This window comes from Bradyrhizobium sp. MI1.11, from assembly GCF_055811255.1.
This window is the reverse complement of the sequence record NZ_JBVVPM010000016.1, coordinates 116,075-133,811: the sequence shown is the minus strand read 5'-3', so window position 1 is coordinate 133,811 and position 17,737 is coordinate 116,075. Positions and strand designations below refer to the sequence as shown.

16 protein-coding genes are annotated in these 17,737 nt (G+C 59.0%); 7 read left to right on the top strand and 9 right to left on the bottom strand.

The features are described from left to right. The 3 genes from AC0L30_RS18165 to AC0L30_RS18155 form a co-directional block, all read right to left on the bottom strand. Positions 1 to 1,208: hypothetical protein (locus AC0L30_RS18165; protein WP_473404873.1), on the bottom strand; the 1,208-nt coding region annotated here is incomplete at its 3' end. Between the two features lie 735 nt (positions 1,209 to 1,943). Continuing rightward, on the bottom strand, positions 1,944 to 3,740 hold the full coding sequence (locus tag AC0L30_RS18160) for an NAD(P)/FAD-dependent oxidoreductase (protein ID WP_473404872.1): 1,797 nt from the start codon (positions 3,738 to 3,740) through the stop codon (positions 1,944 to 1,946). 200 nt (positions 3,741 to 3,940) lie between these two features. Further along, positions 3,941 to 4,270: a hypothetical protein gene (locus AC0L30_RS18155; RefSeq protein WP_473404871.1), complete on the bottom strand. Its 330-nt coding sequence runs from the start codon at positions 4,268 to 4,270 to the stop codon at positions 3,941 to 3,943. 585 nt (positions 4,271 to 4,855) lie between these two features. Between AC0L30_RS18155 and AC0L30_RS18150 the strand changes: the two genes are divergently transcribed. The 4 genes from AC0L30_RS18150 to AC0L30_RS18135 all read left to right on the top strand — a co-directional run bounded on the left by AC0L30_RS18150 (position 4,856) and on the right by AC0L30_RS18135 (position 8,652). Continuing rightward, complete coding sequence (locus AC0L30_RS18150) at positions 4,856 to 5,893, top strand: ABC transporter substrate-binding protein (RefSeq protein WP_473404886.1); 1,038 nt, start codon at positions 4,856 to 4,858, stop codon at positions 5,891 to 5,893. A gap of 101 nt (positions 5,894 to 5,994) precedes the next feature. Next, positions 5,995 to 6,933, top strand: a complete 939-nt coding sequence (locus AC0L30_RS18145; RefSeq protein ID WP_473404885.1) for an ABC transporter permease — start codon at positions 5,995 to 5,997, stop codon at positions 6,931 to 6,933. Then, a complete protein-coding gene (locus tag AC0L30_RS18140) occupies positions 6,927 to 7,715 on the top strand; it encodes an ABC transporter ATP-binding protein (protein WP_473404870.1) in 789 nt (262 codons plus the stop codon). Before AC0L30_RS18145 ends, AC0L30_RS18140 begins: the two co-directional genes overlap by 7 nt. 136 nt (positions 7,716 to 7,851) lie before the next feature. Beyond that, positions 7,852 to 8,652, top strand: a complete 801-nt coding sequence (locus tag AC0L30_RS18135; RefSeq protein ID WP_473404869.1) for a class I SAM-dependent methyltransferase — start codon at positions 7,852 to 7,854, stop codon at positions 8,650 to 8,652. Between the two features lie 122 nt (positions 8,653 to 8,774). On the opposite strand, the gene AC0L30_RS18130 is transcribed toward AC0L30_RS18135, so the two are convergent. Beyond that, positions 8,775 to 10,757 carry a DUF2075 domain-containing protein gene (locus AC0L30_RS18130; protein WP_473404868.1) on the bottom strand — a complete coding sequence of 661 codons (1,983 nt, stop codon included), beginning with the start codon at positions 10,755 to 10,757 and terminating at the stop codon, positions 8,775 to 8,777. A 918-nt stretch (positions 10,758 to 11,675) separates the two neighbouring features. Here AC0L30_RS18130 and AC0L30_RS18125 point away from each other — a divergent pair. Next, on the top strand, positions 11,676 to 12,260 hold the full coding sequence (locus tag AC0L30_RS18125; protein ID WP_473404867.1) for a hypothetical protein: 585 nt from the start codon (positions 11,676 to 11,678) through the stop codon (positions 12,258 to 12,260). Positions 12,261 to 12,549: 289 nt separating this feature from the next. On the opposite strand, the gene AC0L30_RS18120 is transcribed toward AC0L30_RS18125, so the two are convergent. From AC0L30_RS18120 to AC0L30_RS18105, 4 genes are all read right to left on the bottom strand, one after another. Next, positions 12,550 to 13,623, bottom strand: a complete 1,074-nt coding sequence (locus AC0L30_RS18120; RefSeq protein ID WP_473404866.1) for a relaxase/mobilization nuclease domain-containing protein — start codon at positions 13,621 to 13,623, stop codon at positions 12,550 to 12,552. After that, the gene (locus AC0L30_RS18115) at positions 13,620 to 14,138 is read right to left on the bottom strand and encodes a MobC family plasmid mobilization relaxosome protein (RefSeq protein ID WP_009859471.1); all 519 of its coding nucleotides are present in this window, start codon (positions 14,136 to 14,138) and stop codon (positions 13,620 to 13,622) included. Before AC0L30_RS18115 ends, AC0L30_RS18120 begins: the two co-directional genes overlap by 4 nt. A 418-nt stretch (positions 14,139 to 14,556) precedes the next feature. Continuing rightward, a complete protein-coding gene (locus AC0L30_RS18110) occupies positions 14,557 to 15,534 on the bottom strand; it encodes a ParB/RepB/Spo0J family partition protein (protein ID WP_473404865.1) in 978 nt (325 codons plus the stop codon). Continuing rightward, a complete protein-coding gene (locus AC0L30_RS18105; protein ID WP_473404864.1) occupies positions 15,524 to 16,285 on the bottom strand; it encodes a ParA family protein in 762 nt (253 codons plus the stop codon). Before AC0L30_RS18105 ends, AC0L30_RS18110 begins: the two co-directional genes overlap by 11 nt. Before the next feature lie 602 nt (positions 16,286 to 16,887). Between AC0L30_RS18105 and AC0L30_RS18100 the strand changes: the two genes are divergently transcribed. Both AC0L30_RS18100 and AC0L30_RS18095 read left to right on the top strand, forming a co-directional pair. Next, positions 16,888 to 17,154, top strand: a complete 267-nt coding sequence (locus AC0L30_RS18100; protein ID WP_473404863.1) for a WGR domain-containing protein — start codon at positions 16,888 to 16,890, stop codon at positions 17,152 to 17,154. A gap of 103 nt (positions 17,155 to 17,257) precedes the next feature. Beyond that, the gene (locus tag AC0L30_RS18095) at positions 17,258 to 17,563 is read left to right on the top strand and encodes an HU family DNA-binding protein (RefSeq protein ID WP_473404884.1); all 306 of its coding nucleotides are present in this window, start codon (positions 17,258 to 17,260) and stop codon (positions 17,561 to 17,563) included. An 18-nt stretch (positions 17,564 to 17,581) separates the two neighbouring features. On the opposite strand, the gene AC0L30_RS18090 is transcribed toward AC0L30_RS18095, so the two are convergent. Beyond that, complete coding sequence (locus AC0L30_RS18090; RefSeq protein ID WP_473404862.1) at positions 17,582 to 17,725, bottom strand: hypothetical protein; 144 nt, start codon at positions 17,723 to 17,725, stop codon at positions 17,582 to 17,584. Between the last annotated feature and the right edge of the window lie 12 nt (positions 17,726 to 17,737).

The following is a 17,737-nucleotide window of genomic DNA, read 5'->3' as shown; positions in this document are numbered from 1 at the left end:
TTCAGCGTCGTCGCACTCGCATTCACCGTGTCGTCCGCGCTCGTGCCGACGAAAGTGTCCGTGCCAGTCGTGAGGGTAGTTACGCCAGTCGGCGCGTCGTACGTCCCGCTGGTATCCTGAATATGTTCGACGCCCTGGGCAAAGATGGCGGCGCGCTGGCCCGTGGTGAAGGAGGCCCCCTGCAGCACGAGTGTATCGTCGCCGGAACCGCCAGTCACATGCAAGCCGGTGGTGACATCAGCAACTGAGAAGGTGGTACCAGTGGCGCTGGTGGTGGTGAAGGTGATCTGGTTGCCTATGCTGATCGGGATTTGTGTCAGGTCGAGCGTCGTCTCCTGCGTGGTGATGATGTCGCCGTTGCCAGCGCCGGTACTGATCGCACTGATATGCGCCAGGCTGGCCTGATCGACCTTTATCGTCTGATTGATGGAGTTGCTATGAGAGAAGCCGAGTTGCAGTTGCCAACTCTCGGCGAGGTTCAACTTGGTGAGATCGAGCGTTCCTCCAGCGCCGGCCACGTCCAATACGTTGCTGCCACCCACACCGCCAGTGATGACGTCAGCGTAATTGATGGAATCCGGGTTGATAATAATGATCTGGTTGAAGGACGCCGTACCTAGGTCTGCCGTGATTGCGCCGGCACCGAGTTGCAGGGAGTTGGAGTCTCCGGTCGAGGTGAAGGTGGTGCTCCCGCCGTTCGCGACGATGGATCCACCTGCGCTATTGATTGCTACTGTGCCCCCCGAGACAGTGAACAAAGCGTTGCTCGTCAAATTGATGGTCGCATCGCCGCCGGAGATGAATCCACGGGCGGAGACACCATTGATTGTCATGGTCCCGGCGGAACCGTTGACGATATAATTTGCGCTGGTGCCAAGGTTCAGCGTCACGGTGCCGTCCGCAAGATTGATCGTGCCACCACCGCCCGCCTCGTTGTCGACATTGACCGTCAGGTCAGTGCCGTTGCGCAGCGTCAGATTGGACGGGCCGCCCACGATGTTGGTGACATCGACTTCCTCAAGCCGGGTGAACTGCGTAAGCGCCGACAGATCGAACGTACCGGATCCGAACAGCGTCAGCACGTCGTGCCCCGCTCCGCCATCCAGGCTGTCGGCTGGGTTCAGCGTCGTCGCACTCGCATTCACCGTGTCGTCCGCGCTCGTGCCGACGAAAGTGTCCGTGCCAGTCGTGAGGGTGTACGTGGTCATGACAGCCATCTCCCCTTGCGGACGCAAAGCTGCGACCGCCGATGCACGTTCCAGACCTGGGTTGAGAGTCGCGCGTGTAGGCTCTAAGGGGCCGAGGAATTATTAACAATTTTTTTTAAGTCGCGATCACAACATTTAACCGAAAATTAACCATACGTCGCATTCCGAATAATTGGAAGATGTTTTTAAGTTTCGACGATTCTGTCGAACCTTAGGCGAATAACTCCTCTTTGGCAGCGGGCATAATAAGTCATTTAAATCGCAGCCTTTTCGCTTGTAATCGCGCTTCGAAAATCATGCGGGTGGGGCGCGGGCCGGCGAGCACTTTTCGAGCGGGCGCTGGTCATGGGGCCGAGTGAAGGAGCAATCGCATCCGAGTAAGAACGCGGGCCAAGCCGCGGCCGAAGCGAAAGCGATCACTTGACGAATTCGCCCGAATTGGCGGCAGGGCTCGCGATCTAGCTCAGCGATCAATCCCCTGCACTCCTGCACGCCACACGAAATAGCGAACCCTGAACCTGAAGCCGCTAGGATCGGCAGGTGGGGCGCGAAATCGCAGATTCGTCGATCAGTTGTTATGGAAGAAGTCGGCCATAGACCGCCCCATAGGCTCAACGGGTTGAGGCGACACCGCCGACCAGAGGATCTTCGATGCGGAGTGCGCACGAGCTTGCCAGACCCATGTAGAGCAAGGGCCACGCCAAACCGCGAACATAACGGTATGCTACAGAGCCCTTATGCCTTGTGATGGACGGCCTGCAGGCCGTAGATCGGGGTCGGGATGCCCTCATAGCGAGCTTTCAACTGTAGGGACAGGAACTGCGAGTAGTGACGCGACTGATGCAGATTGCCACCGTGGAACCATAGCCCTTCCTGCTTTGTCGGCTTCCACATGTTGCGTTGCTCGCCTTCCCAAGGGCCAGGATCCTTGGTGGTATTCGAGCCTAGTCCCCAGACCTTGCCGACCTTGTCGGCCATTTCTCGGCTGATCAGGTCGGCGACAAAGCCGTTCATCGAAGTATAGCCGGTGGCATAGACGATCACATCGGCAGGCAGCTCCCTTCCGTTGTCGAGTTTGATGCCATTGGGCGTGATTTCCTCGACCTGGCCTGCGACCAGCTTGACCTTTCCGTCGATGATGAGCTGCGAGGCGCCAACGTCGATGTAATAGCCCGAGCCACGACGCAGATACTTCATGAACAAACCGGAATCGTCGTCGCCGAAGTCGAGCCGGAAACCGGCTCTCGTCAACCCTGCATAAAAATCGGCGTCATCCTGGCGGATCTTGTCATAAACCGGCTTCTGCAACTGATGCAGGATCTTGTATGGCAGCGAGGCGAAGATCAGATCGGCCTTGGCTGTCGTCATGCCACCGCGGACGGCGCGCTCTGAATAGAGATCGGCGATGGATGCCATTAGCGAATCCGAGCGCACGATATGGGTCGTTGAGCGCTGCACCATGGTCACCTCGACGCCGGCCTCGTACAGCGCCGCGCAGATGTCATGCGCGGAATTATTCGAGCCGACCACGACCACCTTCTTGCCCTTGTAGCGATCGGGACCTGGGTGGCGCGAGGAATGGTGCTGTTCACCCTTGAAATTATCCATGCCCTTGAATTGCGGCATGTTCGGCTTGGCGGACATGCCGGTCGCAAAAACCAGCTGCTTCGGCTTGAGCGTAATCTCCTTGCCATCGCGCTCGACGACGACCGTCCATTCCTTTTTGGCGTCGTCCCAGGCAGCGTGTTTGGCTGTGGTGCCGGTCCAGTAGTTCAGCTCCATGACCTTGGTGTACATCTCCAGCCAGTCGCCGATCTTGTCCTTGGGCGAAAACACCGGCCAGTTCTTCGGAAAGTCGATGTAAGGCAAATGATCGTACCAGACCGGGTCATGCAGGCAGAGCGACTTGTAGCGGTTGCGCCAGGAGTCGCCGGAACGGGCGTTCCGCTCGACGATGATGGTGGGCACGCCGAGCTGGCGCAACCGTGCGCCGAGTGCGACGCCGCCCTGGCCGCCGCCAATGATGAGCACGTACGGCTGCGCCTTAAGGCCGAGCTGCTCGGTCTCCTCGTCCCGCAATTCTTTCCAGGTTTTGGCGCCTGGATTGACGCCGTGGCGGGCGCCAAGCGGCCGGGTGAAGCCCACCTTCTCCTCGTAACCCTTCAGTTCGACCATCGTCGTCAAAAGCGTCCAGATCTGGCCGTTCTGGAGACGGATTAGACCGTAGCCGCGGGCGACCTCGGTCTCGAACGAGATCCAGCATTCGGTCACTCCGTCGGCTTCAGAAGCGTTTTCCCCCTCGGCTATTTTCCAATTGCGTGGCTTTGCGTGCGCAAAGCAAGAGCTGAGCATCTCGCGAATCTGATCGCGACCTTCCATGGTCTTGATGTTCCAAGTGAAGGCAACGAGGTCGCGCCAGTAGCACTCGGGTGCAAACATCGCTACAGCGGCGTCCAGGTCGCCAGCCACAAGCGCCGCTTCGAATTTGTCGAGAAAGGCCTGGATGCGCGCGTCAAGCGTGGTGTCGAGCATCATTTCCTCCCAAGGAGTTTTTGATTTTCTGCAATTGTCGCAAGCTTATCCGAACTATCGACCGAAGCCAGACTTACGCGGATCAACTTTTTCACAGCACTTCTAATCGAAGACCGGCACGTTGCCGCGCCCTGCGCCGATCGGCGCACTAAGTCTGTCAATCGGTCTGAGATTTATTGCAGGCCGAATGACACTCCGGGTCATTTGGAGGCAACGGTCTCCTTGAACAGCTCAACCTTGCCGCACGTGTTGTCTGTCACCGCAAAGACCTCGCAAAAATCGATCTGCGGCTTCATGCCGTAGCGTTTGGTTATGCCCTCGAGCCACGGCCCGGTGTAGAATGCCTTGGCGTCCTCGATGCGCTCCCATTGGTACACGCCGCCGGCCCAGCCGCTTTCAGACCAGATGAAGTGCTTGCTGATTAGCCCCGTCACCTCGCGGAAGTTGGGTGCGATCTTGTGAAAGTGCTCACGACACGCGGCGCAGTCGATCTGCGGCGGCAGCTTATATCGTACAACGGCGGTAATCATGCGGCCTCCTTGTAAGGCTGTCCCCGGCACAACGTTGATGGCATTCCCGGGATCAAGGAAGCAGAGCGGGAAGCCGATGGGGCAAATGCGCAAAGCCTAACCAGTAGCTTCGGTTCTGCTGCGACCAGCCAGCTATTTCATAGCATGCTGGACTTCGCGCTGGGAGGTTCAGCCTTATCCTGCATGATTTTGATGTAGGCGTCGTTCAATTCGCGCAACGGAAGCTCCATGCTGGAGCGTGCGCTCGACCCGAAATATTGATCGTCTACTGGCGTAGCGCGACCAAATCGCGAGTGAGTAGGTCAACACGATTGACAAGAGCCTTAATCGCCGCACCGCTATCTCCTCGCAATTTTTTGGGTTAATGTGAACGCCTTCACACCTGTGTAGCAGGTGGGCTCGGATGATGCCCACGGAGAGGTGAGGTAGAGCCCCGCGAAGTGCATCCGTTCCAATAGATTTGTTCCACTCACACGCGAGTTTGGGAGCGACATCATGGAAAAGCGCGAAATTGGCAACAACTCAAGGACAAGTCTTCCCGAGGCGAAGCGAAGCGCGTTCTCCCGCCGCACGGTGCTCACCTTAATGGGCACTCTTGGCGTCGCGGCGCCAGGGATGTTCGGAGCGGCTCGTGCGCTGACGGCATCCGGGACTGGATCGCTGTCTTATATTCCCGGCGCGCCTTTTATTTGCCGCACCGCTGCGAATGGTGAAGAGCTGCAGGGCCCACCCCGCCAACTCAAACTCGCTTGGAACGCGAACGCGGCGTGCACGGTCGCTGCGGCAGTCGCAAAGGAGCGGGGTATCTTTGCCAAGCACAACCTCGATGTCGAATTCGTCAATTTCGGCGGTTCAACCGACCAGTTGTTGGAGGCGATTGCAACTGGCAAGGCGGATGCCGGTTTGGGATTGGCCCTGCGCTGGCTCAAACCTCTGGAGCAGGGTTTCGACGTTCGGATCACTGCGGGTGTGCACGGCGGCTGCATCCGGCTCCTCGGCTCCAAGGCAGCGAATATTGACAGCCTGGAGTCCCTGCGCAGCAAGGCGATCGGGATTAGCGATCAGGCGAGCCCAGCGAAGAACTTCTTTTTGATCTACCTCGCCAAAAAGGGTATCGACCCGGCCCAAGAGGTAGAGTGGCGCCAGTACCCGGCCAATCTGCTCGCTCTTGCCGTCGACAAGGGCGAAGTGCAGGCGCTAGCCGAGATAGATCCGCTGCCCTACCTCTGGCTCAAGGAAGGCAAACTCAACGAGATCGCGACGAACTTGACGGGTGAATTCGCCGACCGCACCTGCTGCGTTCTCGCGATACGTGGCAGCCTCACCCGAAGCGAAATGCCGGTGGCGGCGGCTCTGACCCGATCGATACTGGAGGGGGCAGATCTGGTTGCCAGCGATCCCGCCGATGCCGCGGCAATCTATTCGGGCTATGGCGGGAGAGGATCCGTAGAGGATCTCGCCACCATGTATCGCAGCCATACTCACCACAATCATCCGGTCGGGGCGACGCTCAAGAAACAACTTCTACTCTACACCGATGAACTCAAGGCAGTGAACGTCATGAAGCGAAGCACTGACCCGGCCAAATTCGCCGAGCGGATTTATCTTGACGTTCTAAGCTGAGCCAATTGGGAAGATCCGCAGTGAGCTCGGTCATCGATGAAGTGCCGAGGCCTTCAGAGAAATCGGGGTTCGGCTCTTTTGAGAGTTCAACCCCTCGGTCTTTGATCGGCGGACTGTCTGCGGCCGCCGCATGGTCGATTGTCGCCGTGCTCACTGCATTCTGGCCGGACAAGCTCGAAAGTGATTGGGCCTACACGGGCAGCTTCGCCATTGCCTGCGGCGCATTGGCCGTTGCCCTTGCCTTGGAGGCCTTTGCCGGCGTTCGATTTGCTGCTTTTCAGCGTCTCCAGCGGCTTTCTCCGTGGCTGTTTGCGCTGGCGCTGTTTTTTGGCGCCTGGGAGACCGTCACAGCAAAGCTCGGATTGCTGCCGTTACCTTTCTTTCCGCCGCCGCAGGCCATCCTCGAAGTCGCAATCGACGACTGGGGGCGCCTGGCTGAAGGTATCTTCGCCTCAGCTCGTCTGCTCGCGACCGGTTATTTTCTCGGTGCAACGGTGGGTTTCGCGACCGGCGTGGCGATTGGCTGGTCACGGCTCGCCGGGTATTGGATTCACCCAGTTTTGCGGTTCATCGGGCCACTGCCCGCGACAGCTTGGCTGCCACTCGCATTTTTCGTTTTCCCGTCGAGCTTCAGCGCCAGCATTTTCCTGATTGCGCTCGCCACTGGGTTTCCGGTCACCGTACTCACCTGGTCGGGCGTCGCCTGCGTGAAGAGCGCCTATTACGATATTGCGCGGACCTTGGGCGCAACCCAGCGCTTCCTCGTATTCAAGGTTGCCATTCCGGCGGCATTGCCGCATGTCTTTGTTGGCCTGTTCATGGGACTCGGCAACTCGTTTGCGGTTCTTGTCGTGGCAGAAATGCTGGGCGTGAAGGCGGGGCTCGGCTGGTATCTGCAATGGGCGCAGGGTTGGGCGGCCTATGCCAATATGTACGCGGCGCTGCTGCTCATGGCGCTCTTGTGCTCTGGGCTGATCACGCTGCTGTTCCGCTTGCGTGACCGCCTGCTATCCTGGCAGAAAGGTCTGGTGCGATGGTAGCGGCGATCGCAAGCGATCACGCGGTCCGTGGATCGACACTAACGCTCCGCGAAGTGAGCCATCGCTTCAATTTCGAAGGGCAGCCCCTGCCGGTATTGGACCGCATCAACCTGCAGGTGGGCCGTGGCGAGTTCGTCGCTCTCCTGGGGCCAAGTGGGTGCGGAAAATCGACCTTGCTGCGGCTGGTTGCGGGACTCGATACTCCGACAGCTGGCTCCCTGCTAACGGAGGGAAGAGAGATCGAAGCACCCGACCCATCGCGCGTCGTCGTTTTTCAAGACCCCACGCTTTATCCATGGCGCACGGTGTGGAGCAACGTTGCGCTTGGTCTGGAAGCACGCGGGTTGCTGCGCACCCATCGCGGACGTATTGAAGACGCGTTGCGCCTGGTGGGGCTCACGGGCTTCGCCAACGCCTATCCGCACCAGCTTTCCGGCGGCATGGCGCAACGCGCGGCTCTGGCGCGTGCGCTTGTCAACGACCCGAAGCTGCTCATTCTCGATGAACCTTTGGGCCAGCTCGACTCGCTGACTCGCATCACGATGCAGGCGGAACTTGTATCACTTTGGCAGCGCTCAAGCTTCACGGCGCTGCTCGTCACGCACGATGTCGAGGAGGCGCTCCTGCTCGCCGGCCGCGTCATCGTGCTGAGCGACCGACCTGCACGGATCAAGGCCGAGGTCGTTAACAGCCAGCCCTATCCCCGCCATCGGGGCGATCCGCATTTCGTTGAGCTTCGTCGCGAGGTGTTCGCGTATCTCGGCCTCGATGAGGCATGGTAGCCGTCAAAAGGAGCTCGCCGTGACGGATCTTCATATACGCATCATAGAGCAGCCGCACGGCGTGCTCGCCGCGATCGCAATGCGATTGCTTTTAGCTGCTTGGTAGCCACCCATTTGGGAGCGCACGGAGACTTCGATGGCCTCGGAATTCAACGTCCACAACGCCGCGGGCTATGAGCAGCTCATGGGCCGCTGGAGCCGAAGACTCGCGCGGCAATTCATCGACTTCACAGAGGTTTCCGACGGCGAAAGGATTCTCGACGTCGGCTGCGGTACCGGGAGCTTGACCTTCGCGCTCGCTGAAGCCGCCGACCTCGCCGAGATTGCCGCGGTCGACTATTCACCAGTCTTCGTCGAGGAAGTGATCCGGCGCAACACAAACCCGCGAATAAACGTCCGACAGGCGGATGCCTGCGCGCTGCCCTTCGAGGGCGGCACGTTCGACCGCGCTCTGGCGCTTCTCGTACTCCACTTCGTTCCCGAAGCCGGCAAGGCAGTAGCCGAGATGTGCCGCGTCGTTCGGTCGGGCGGCGTGGTCGCGGCAGCGGTGTGGGATCATCTCGGCGGCATGCCCGGCATGCGCATGATGGTCGACACGGTGGCAGCACTTGGTGAAAGCGGGCGCCAGCTGCGCAGTCGCTATTGCTTTCAACCAATGATGCAGCCGGGCGAACTGAGACGGACTTTTGCCGAACAGGGTCTCGCGGACATTGCGGAAATGGAACTGATGATCCGCATGGACTACCAAAACTTTGCCGACTATTGGGCGCCGATTGCCGCTGGCGAAGGGCCGCTCGGCAAGTATGTGGCAGCGCTCGACGCTGCGGAACGAGCACGCACCGACGCCGCCGTCCGCGATGCCTACGAGGCTGGCCGGCCCGATGGCCCGAGGTCCTTTGCAAACGTCGCGTGTGCCTGCCGCGGCATCGTTCCTTAACTCGACGGTCAGAGCCGTCTCTTCCGAGTTCTGAACCCGAAATCGCGCCGGACATCATTCGGATATGAGATGTTACGGAAGAAGTCGGCCAACGACCGACGGCGCCGAGCCGCAACCCGCGCCTAGTTGCCTTCTGTCAGCAAAGGCACGCCACACTCCGCTAGAAACGCGATCGTTCCATCGTAGAAGGATGGTGGACGCGTTGCGTCAGCAAAATCGCCCCTAGGGACGTAGATGATCATCCCCTGCCTGGCGCGTGTGAGCAGGACCCGATAGGCATTTGCCAAATAGACCCTTCGGCTGTGGTCGTTGACGTTCTGCCATCGCGTTCCTGAAAAGCGGAACGACTGCCATTTGCTGTCGACTGCCCGAAAGTCGGCATCCCAACAGACGCCAACCCAATCAAGCTCGAGGCCCTGAATATCAAACTCAGTCGCCGGATCTTCCATGTAATAGGAGGATCGAACGTCATCTCGTCCATTCAAAAACCAGGTCGTTGCATCGATCTTTTCGTGAACATTGACCCCTTCCGGCTTCAGACGCGATGCACCAGATGACGCGACCAATCCGACCCGCTCCGACCCTCTCGCCTGATTGCGCAGCCACTTCCGCGCCTGCGCCAATTCTCTCGTCAGGACGATTGGATAGGTCGCTTTGATTACTTGATAAAGCGCTCTCGCTTCCTTCGCTTCACCGGCGACCACGGCACCGACAAACTCGGAAAGTTTCTCGGCCCGAAAGGACCGGACCGACACTCCCAGATGAAGCGCAGGCAGCGACTGGCTATCAAGGCCTTCCAGCAATGCGGGCAGATCCTGCCCCCAACGATAATCGCGATGTGCCAGTTGTTCGGATGTGTACACCTTCCAATCTCGAAAGCTGCGTTTGAGCGCCGCGAACCATTCAGTCAATCCTGCCTCGCCGGCATTGATCTCCTGCCCACCTCCAACCAGGCAAATGATTGTGCACCAGTCGTCATGTCGGTCCATGACGCTGATAAGGAACTCCGGTTCGGACATCTCAAAGTCCGGGTGCCCCTTCTTCTGCTTCATAAAGCTGGCGAGATGCTTCGCATCCCAAGCACGCTGCGCCTCATCAAATACCGCAACCCGCTCAACCGGGGGCTCCGTCGTAATCAGATTGCTATCCCGGAAATGCATAATGTTTTGAACGAAGCTCTTAACTTTTCGAGCAGCATCAGACTTCTTGCTCTTTTCTCCTCGCTCTCTCAGCTGGGCAAGCTCATCGCGAGCGAGGGCCTCCCGCAGCACGTCTACTAGCGGACCGTTGCCGGACAAAAAGACGGCATGCTCATCTTCATGAGCCTTGGTCCGCAGCGTTACCAGATTGAGGCCAGCCAATGTTTTTCCAGCCCCTGGCACTCCCGTCACAAAGCAAATCGCCTTTTGTCGTTGTGCTTTAGCTTTCTCGATAATGTCGGCAAGGCATGCCGCTGTTTGGCTCAGGTTCTTCGCACCAGCGTCAGAACGCGTGATGTCTTCGACCCGATGCCCTCGGTATAAAGCCTGGGCCGCTTCGACGATGGTTGGTGTCGGCTTGTAACCGCTACGGGCCCATTGCGCGCCGTCGAGCTCTGGTTGCCGCGGAGTCTGTGCCACGACCGCGTCGACGATTCCGCGGAGATTATCTCCGTTCGATCGAAGCGGGCTCGCGACTCCGTCGCTTCCCCAGGCCAGTCTTTGGGGCAATCCGTTTGCCGCGGTTGCGACAACGAGAGGAACGATGCGCCGGCCGTGACTACCCGCGTGAAAATTCTTCAGATCGAGGGCATAGTCGACCACCTGGTCAAACGCCGCCGCGTCGAACTCGCTCGCGCCGACCTTGAACTCAACCACAAAGACGATTCCGGCGGCAGTCACCACCAGGTCGGCACGCCTGCCCATGCGCGGGATAGAAAATTCAAAAGCAATCCAGCCGTCGAGCCCGACTAACTGCGACTGAACAATATGGATTTGTTCGAGCCACGCATTGCGCTGCAGCGCATCCAATGCGAACGGATTATTTTTGGCAAGATGTCCAAGGATAGACTCAGCACCCTGATCGACTAGATCCTCGACCGAGCTAGAGTAGAATGACCCATTCATAGTGAAAGCTACGAGCCTCCGGCATAACCTATGCTTGACCCTATTTCATCAGATCGCACCGATCTAGCCATGATGGCGGAGGTCCTGGCCCAATCCCCCGACTATCGCGTGCTCCGAAGGCTTGTGCCTCGAGCTGAATTCGCTCCCAGCGCTGGGCAAGCGATGAAGATCGGCGTCATGCTTGACGTCGAGACGATAGGTCTTAACACGGGACGCGACGATCGAACTTGCGATGATCAAGTTTGAGTATTTGTCCGACGTCGCATAGCGCGCATCTCCTAAAGGTTCTATTGAGGGTTTAAGCCGCATAGCTGCGCGCCCTGGCTGGCGCTCTGTAAGCGGTGCGACCATGCCGCAACAGGCGGCGCGTTGCAGATGCCTTTCTCGGTATCGACGACGGCGACGATAAAGACACTCCCAAGGACATGCCCGAAGTCGCTCCGGCCGACGACCAGGAAGAAGATCCAAAATAAAAAGTATCTACACGTAGCGGGCAATGGCGGCCAGCGCTGTGACTTGGCTTTGAAGGCAGCCTCGCCCTAGCTGCACTCATTCTCATTCATTCGGATAGCAAGTCCACAGCGTATGCTGCCTGTTTTCGTGACTCGTGAAGCGGCGCTCTTTGTCGTCCTCGTCTTCTACCAGGAGATTTGGAACGGCCTCGCGCTCGAACTTGTCGATTAAAACAGCGTATCCGGCCGCCTGTCTGTAAGGCAATTGTTCGATACTCCTCCGGAACATTTCACCCGGCCAAGTGAGAAGGTGGAAGCCATAGTCGGCGAGCCAGGCGAGGGTAGACGCGCTTGGTCTGTCGCTTACCGATCCCACCCCACCATTGTGCCCGCTCAAAATCCATTTTCGAAGATGGAAATCTCTTACTCAGCGAAGCGAACGCGCCCCGTCAGCCACTCTGAACTTATGAAATTTGTCGAGGCCGCAGACAAAGCGGGCATGCCATCGATTGGCACTGCGGCACTTATCGCGTTCAACTGGCTCCAACGTCAGGTCGATATTCTCGGCCGTCTCGGCTGGAGCCACTACAAGCCGGCCGACGCGCCACATTGTGTCAGGATCTTTCATCACAAGACGAAAGTTCTGCACGACCTGCCGCTCTACGACGACGACGGCACCGAGCTTTTCCCGGAATTGACGTCTCGACTGGACCGTATGCCACGCTTGGGCACGCTCATTGTGACGCGCGAGGCGCTCGATCGAACTCGCAAAGTTCACCTACCCTGGCAGCCAGATTACTTTCGCCACAGCATCGCAAAAATCAGGCAGCTCGCGGGCATCGATGAGAACGTGAAGTTCATGGGCATCCGGCACGGCGGCAATGTCGAGGGGGCCAACGCTGGTCTGACGGAAGCTCAACTCCGCTCGTTGAGCGGTCACAAAAATGCGGGCACCATGATCCGGTACGCGCAAGAAACTCCCGATCAACAGCGCGCAGGAGCGCGCAAACGTCTTGAAGCACGAACAAAGAAGGGGAATTTGTCGGAATGAGTGGAGTAGCGCTTGTCGGAATGACAACGCTCACATTCTCTAAGTGCTTGTTTTGTTTGGTGGGCGCACCAGGGCTCGAACCTGGGACCCGCTGATTAAGAGTCAGCGGGTCTACCCCTGATGTTTGCATTATTGATCCACTGGATCAATGAGGGGTCCCATATCGAAACTCGATCGGCCAAGTGTGGAAAAATGAGTTACGATTGATCTGTAAGGGGATTCGTCCCCACGTCAGATACTTTGCGGATGTCCAATTTAGCTCGAAGGGTATCTGATCATCGAGGTCCCATTATCTTGTCCGCTCATCATCTCGCTTGTGATCGTGCACGTCATCTCCGCCCAGCTCTGCGCCGCGGCGCCGGCTACTAGCGAGCTCGGAGAGCTCGCTTTTCAATACATGCCGGCGGGTTTTGACAGAGGGCATATCTTTGACGAATTGCCGTATCTGTTTCGCTAGCTCGTGATCTGCTGCCACTTCAGAGCGCTGAAGCTCGGCGGCATACTCGAGGTATCGTCGCCTGATCGCGTCCTGGCGTGACTTAATTTGCTCGTCCCAAGGGTCTTTGGCAGCCTTGCCAGCTTTCACCTCCGAAAGCACCTCTTTACGGGCGAGCCGATCGACATCGGGTGTGACCGTTCGCTTGCGTAAAGCGAGAACCGCGCCGCGATCGGCCTTTCGAACCCGCCCGCGGGTCCGCCGCGGCGTTGCCTCCGCTGCAATCCCGCGAAGGCGAAGTTCGCCAGCAAACCGTTCCCGCCAGGTTTGAAGATCCGCCTTCCGCGGGTTGAGGCGCTTGCCATCGTAGTCCAGCGACCGAACGGTCAAATGCACATGGGGATGCTTATCATCGAGGTGCTGAACGAAGACGTAATCGTGACTGTAGCCGAACGTCTCGTTGGCAAATGCCCGGGCTGAATCCTTAACAGCGACCGCATCGGTACCAGCCGGCATCGACAGAATGATGTTGATCGAAAGCGATCCATCGCGGCGGCGCTTGTCATCGAGACCTGCGTCATCCTCCCAGCGTTGCTGCAGATCTTTCAATCCGGAACGACCCGTCAGCGCCGCGCCCTGCTCTGTTTCCGCGTCGAGCTCGCCGTTTCGCGTGATGTATGCCAGGTGCGACTTGAGATGCGCCACGCCCTTTGTGCGACCGGTGATCTTGACCATCACCTCTGGTGCTCGGCGCACGATGCGTTCGAGCTTTGCCCGCATCGCCGGCGTAAGGCGGCCGGGCGCTGCCGGATCGGGAATATCCCACTCCGCCCGGCGTGGGCGCCGATTGGGCGTTTCCCAGACATACGAGATCGGCGGAAGTTCGGAAGCCAGGTCGGTCGGCCGCGGCGAGTGGCGCCGCCTCATCGCCGCCCATCCCAATAATCCGCATTGCCGTGCAGCGCACTACGGAGTCGCGCAAGCTCTGTTTCAATCACCACTTTGGCCTCTCGAAGTACGGATATATCCGGCTCAACCGCCCTGCCCTGCTGCACACTGGTGTTTGCGGCCCGCGCGATCTGGTTGATGTTGCCGCCTATCCGGTTGAGCTCACGAACGATCGCGCGAAGCGCATCATGCTCGTTCGGGGAATGCTGCACGGGTGACCCCAATCGCGAACGCACCAGCGCGACAATCCAGCCGGTTCGCGTCATCCCACGCTCATGTGACACTTCGGCGAGCTGCCGCATCTCGCTCTCGCGGAATCGTACCGTCACCTTCTGCGGCCGTCCGACCGGCAAGGCCGAGATGCGCGGCGCTGGTGCAGCTAGCGCTTCAGCAATGAGACGTCGCAGCAGTGCGGATTTGCCGCCCTGAGCCGCGGCAAGAACTGAGAACTCAGCCGCGACTTCGTCAGAGACACGAAGCGAGATCAGAGCCATGCACTCCAATCCCAATCGCGATGTAATACATCGCTGGCGCAAAGCCTATCCTGCACTAGAAAACGCGAATCCTTCCACGCCCTCCACGTTGGTCCAAACCAACAGGCTCGGCATTCAAAGCTCGGGAGTTGCTGCCAGTGGGATCCATCCCAGCCGGCGATGGGTGCGGAGAATTGCTCCGGGAATGACGCAGCCGTCGGCCCTAATCCTTGTTCGCCACGGCGCGTACAGATCGGCAATAGTGGCACCGAATATGTGGACCGCGGCTTTCCAGCAGCCTCCGGCCTCTCTACAGCGCTGTGGGGGGCGCGTTCGGCCTCCGGCTGCTGCGCTAACGCGCCATCCTTCGGATGAGAAATCCGCTCCGCCGGCGCACCAACGGCGGCAATTTTTCTGAGGAGGCTATCTAAGACAAGCTTCATGCGAACAGGATCTCTTCAATTGTGACCGTCGATGCCGGAACCTCTTCTGCTACTTCTGCACCATCGATCAGCAGCACGGCATGCCGTGATCCTTGAGACGCGAGACGATCGACCAGAAGGCAGCCAGTGCGATTTTGGTGACGCACCCTGATCGTCAGTGATGTGCTCATGCGCGCGTTCCGATCGACCGAAGAGCTGGGGGGCTTTTCCGCGATCGCCGTGACGCGGTCTCTCTCCATGCGTCGCAATTCCACTTGCGGTGCGATCGGGCTTCGCGGTTGTTGATCGCCAGAGGGCCCCTCGCCGACAGCAGGGGAGCGGCCCTCGGTGCGAATTTTGCGAGCCAGCTGACGGGCGTGTGCGTCGGTGAAGCTCTCCTGTACTGCGCATAAGGTCTCGACGGCGTTGGGCTGCTCACGCCAAGCCTGGTACAATTCATACACAGCACGGATTGATGAGCCCGCAAGCTTCGACTGGAGGAACTCCGGCATGCTCTGGACCGATGCGTAACGAGACACCCAGTCCCTCGGCTTGCCGAGCTTGCGCGAGATGTCCGCTTGGTTGTCACCCTGCTCCAAGCGGCCCGCGATGAACGCCGCAATTTCGGGGGCATTGAGCTCATCGCGCTGGATATTCTCGATCATCTGAACATAACGATCCGCAGACCCAACGGCATGAATGAAAGCCGGGATGTCACGGAGCCCGGCGCGCTTGGCAGCACGATACCGCCTCGCACCCATGATGATCATGTACCGGCCGTTCTCGGCCGCTTGCCGCAGCACGACCGGTTGCAACACGCCATGCTGACGGATTGATTCCGCAAGCTCCTCGAGCTTATGTTCGTCGAAGCTGCGACGCGGCTGATCCGGATCTTCGTCAATACGATCGATGGCGATGCAAGTCGGTTGTCCGATTGTGGCGGCCCCGCCTTCCGCGGCGTCGATGAGCTGCTTAAAGCTGAGATCAAGCGCCATGTGCCGGCTCGTCCATCTGCGCGACGATCTTGGCGAGAACATCGCGAATTTCCCGACCAGCCTCCTGCGCAGAGCGGCGCTTCAGCTTCCAGACCGGCAGACGTTCCGCCACGGCCTCAGCGTAGCCGTCCCGTGCAACGATCTGGCCCGGGAACACATATTTGCCCGCCTCGCGCAAGAGTTGCTCAAGATGGGTCCTTTGACGGGGCGATTTCGTGTTGAAGTTCGAAGGCAGCAACCCGAGGAACTTCGTATCTTGGCGGCCATAGCGTCTCTGCACGCCGATCACGGTCTGCATCAGACCTTTGACGCCCTTGATCGAATAATCCTCAAGATAGATGGGGGCGAGCACATGCGACGCCGCAACCAAACAGCCGACACTGCGCAGTCCAAGTGATGGCGGCGTGTCGATGACGCAGGCGTCGAACTGATCCGACGCGATAGCGAGGTTCTCTTGCAGAGTCGTTATGGCGGCCGCACCGCTGCGATCCAGATCAGTCAGCGAGCTATCGGCCGGCGCGAGCGTTAGGCCTTCGTCTTCCCGAGCTACGACCCGTATCCCCGGCTTGAACAGATCCGCGGCTAACGTTGAACCGGCGTAGTGTCTCAACGTATCCGACGCATTGCTCTGCGCATCAACGTCGATCACGAGAACGCGGAGATCCGCTTCCGCCATGAACCAGGCCAAATGCACCGCGAGCGTCGTCTTGCCGACCCCGCCCTTTTGATTGTTGATGACAATGGTCTTCATCTTAAGGTCCGAAATGGATCTAACAGCGCGGAAGTCAGTCCTCGTCCAATCATGTCCTGGGGGTGTTGGTTTGAACCAACGGACGATTGCGAATCCGATCACCGGAACGATCCCGGAATTCATCCGGCGAATCCCCTGCCACAAGAGTCAGGTCAGCCGATCGCCATTGAGAGAACTTCTGGGACGCGAGACCGGGATGTGCTCGATGCGGGTCGCTCCGCGACAGGTCGCGAGAGGATCGTCACGCGAGGCGCGGAGACCACTCGGGGCTCCGGGAGCGTTGCCGCGGCGGCGCGAGTAGAGCCGTCCCTGAAGGGGCTCGCCAAAGCAGGCAAGGCTGTAAGAGCCACAGAAAGCTTCGAATTGAGAGCCGATCTATTACGGGCGGCTGTTGTGATCAGGACTGGCACAATTGCAAGCCAGGCATCGCGACGCGCGCGTCCCGATGGCGAAGTCTCCATCGAGGAGAGATTCAATCGGGCAATAGGACCTGGGTTGCGGCCTTTCCGGCGCAATGGACCTATTGATAAAATGAATCGATCTGCCCGGGCGATTCATAAAACTCATTGGACGCCGCTTCCCTCGGAAGCGAGAATCTGTCCGTGCCGAAACCCGAACCAGAGCCGATTCATCTGCGCCGAATCGATGCGGCGCACAATATGCGGCGGTTTTATGCGCTATCCACGCAGCCCACCTTGTTCGGAGAAATGTCGCTGATCCGCAATTGGGGCCGGATCGGCACGAGTGGCAAGATCATGGTGCAGACCTTCGATGGTAGTTCGGAGGCGATCGAAGTATTCGTACGCCTGGAGCGTGCCAAGCAGAGGCGCGGTTATGCTGTCGCGGACGGAAAAACCGTCACAGTCTGACAATTTTTTCGAGGATTACGGCTCTGCCTGTGATGCCGGCTCTATCCATTCCACGGTGTTGATATCAGACGAAGCAAAATCGAAATAACACCGAGCTCATCCAATCACGGCTGCCAATGAGATCGCCGAAAGGGTCGCAACCGACAACGAGCTGGCAAAGGCTCAGGCGAAAACCATCGTCGATAGCGTTTTCAAGGCGATCGCTGATGCGGCCGTGAGCGGAAGCGAGACGAGCCTTCCCGGGTTCGGCAAGTTCAAGGTCAAGGATAGCCCCGCTCGTGAAGGCCGCAATCCGTCGACCGGGGCAACGATTGCGATCGCAGCTTCCAGGAAGCTGACCTCTACGCCTGCTACAGCGGTCAAGGACGGTCTCAACGGAGGAACGGACCGTAACGCCGGTGCATCGTAAGATGCAAGACGAGGGGGCTTATGCCCCCTCCTCGGCTGCGAGTGCTTCGTTGCGTCGGCGGATGAGTTCGGCCAGTTCGAGTTCGAGCGCCTTGCGCTCCGCCGGCGTGAACACGCATTCGCGCAGCTCGGCGCGCAGGTCTTCAATGGTGTCGACAGTCATGATCGCGTCTCC

Coding starts and splice junctions, on each gene's coding strand:
- AC0L30_RS18160 (WP_473404872.1), bottom strand. CDS start 3,740: ATGCTCGACACCACGCTTGACGCGCGCATCCAGGCCTTTCTCGACAAA.
- AC0L30_RS18155 (WP_473404871.1), bottom strand. CDS start 4,270: ATGATTACCGCCGTTGTACGATATAAGCTGCCGCCGCAGATCGACTGC.
- AC0L30_RS18150 (WP_473404886.1), top strand. CDS start 4,856: ATGGGCACTCTTGGCGTCGCGGCGCCAGGGATGTTCGGAGCGGCTCGT.
- AC0L30_RS18140 (WP_473404870.1), top strand. CDS start 6,927: ATGGTAGCGGCGATCGCAAGCGATCACGCGGTCCGTGGATCGACACTA.
- AC0L30_RS18135 (WP_473404869.1), top strand. CDS start 7,852: ATGGCCTCGGAATTCAACGTCCACAACGCCGCGGGCTATGAGCAGCTC.
- AC0L30_RS18130 (WP_473404868.1), bottom strand. CDS start 10,757: ATGAATGGGTCATTCTACTCTAGCTCGGTCGAGGATCTAGTCGATCAG.
- AC0L30_RS18125 (WP_473404867.1), top strand. CDS start 11,676: ATGAAATTTGTCGAGGCCGCAGACAAAGCGGGCATGCCATCGATTGGC.
- AC0L30_RS18120 (WP_473404866.1), bottom strand. CDS start 13,623: ATGAGGCGGCGCCACTCGCCGCGGCCGACCGACCTGGCTTCCGAACTT.
- AC0L30_RS18115 (WP_009859471.1), bottom strand. CDS start 14,138: ATGGCTCTGATCTCGCTTCGTGTCTCTGACGAAGTCGCGGCTGAGTTC.
- AC0L30_RS18110 (WP_473404865.1), bottom strand. CDS start 15,534: ATGGCGCTTGATCTCAGCTTTAAGCAGCTCATCGACGCCGCGGAAGGC.
- AC0L30_RS18105 (WP_473404864.1), bottom strand. CDS start 16,285: ATGAAGACCATTGTCATCAACAATCAAAAGGGCGGGGTCGGCAAGACG.
- AC0L30_RS18090 (WP_473404862.1), bottom strand. CDS start 17,725: ATGACTGTCGACACCATTGAAGACCTGCGCGCCGAGCTGCGCGAATGC.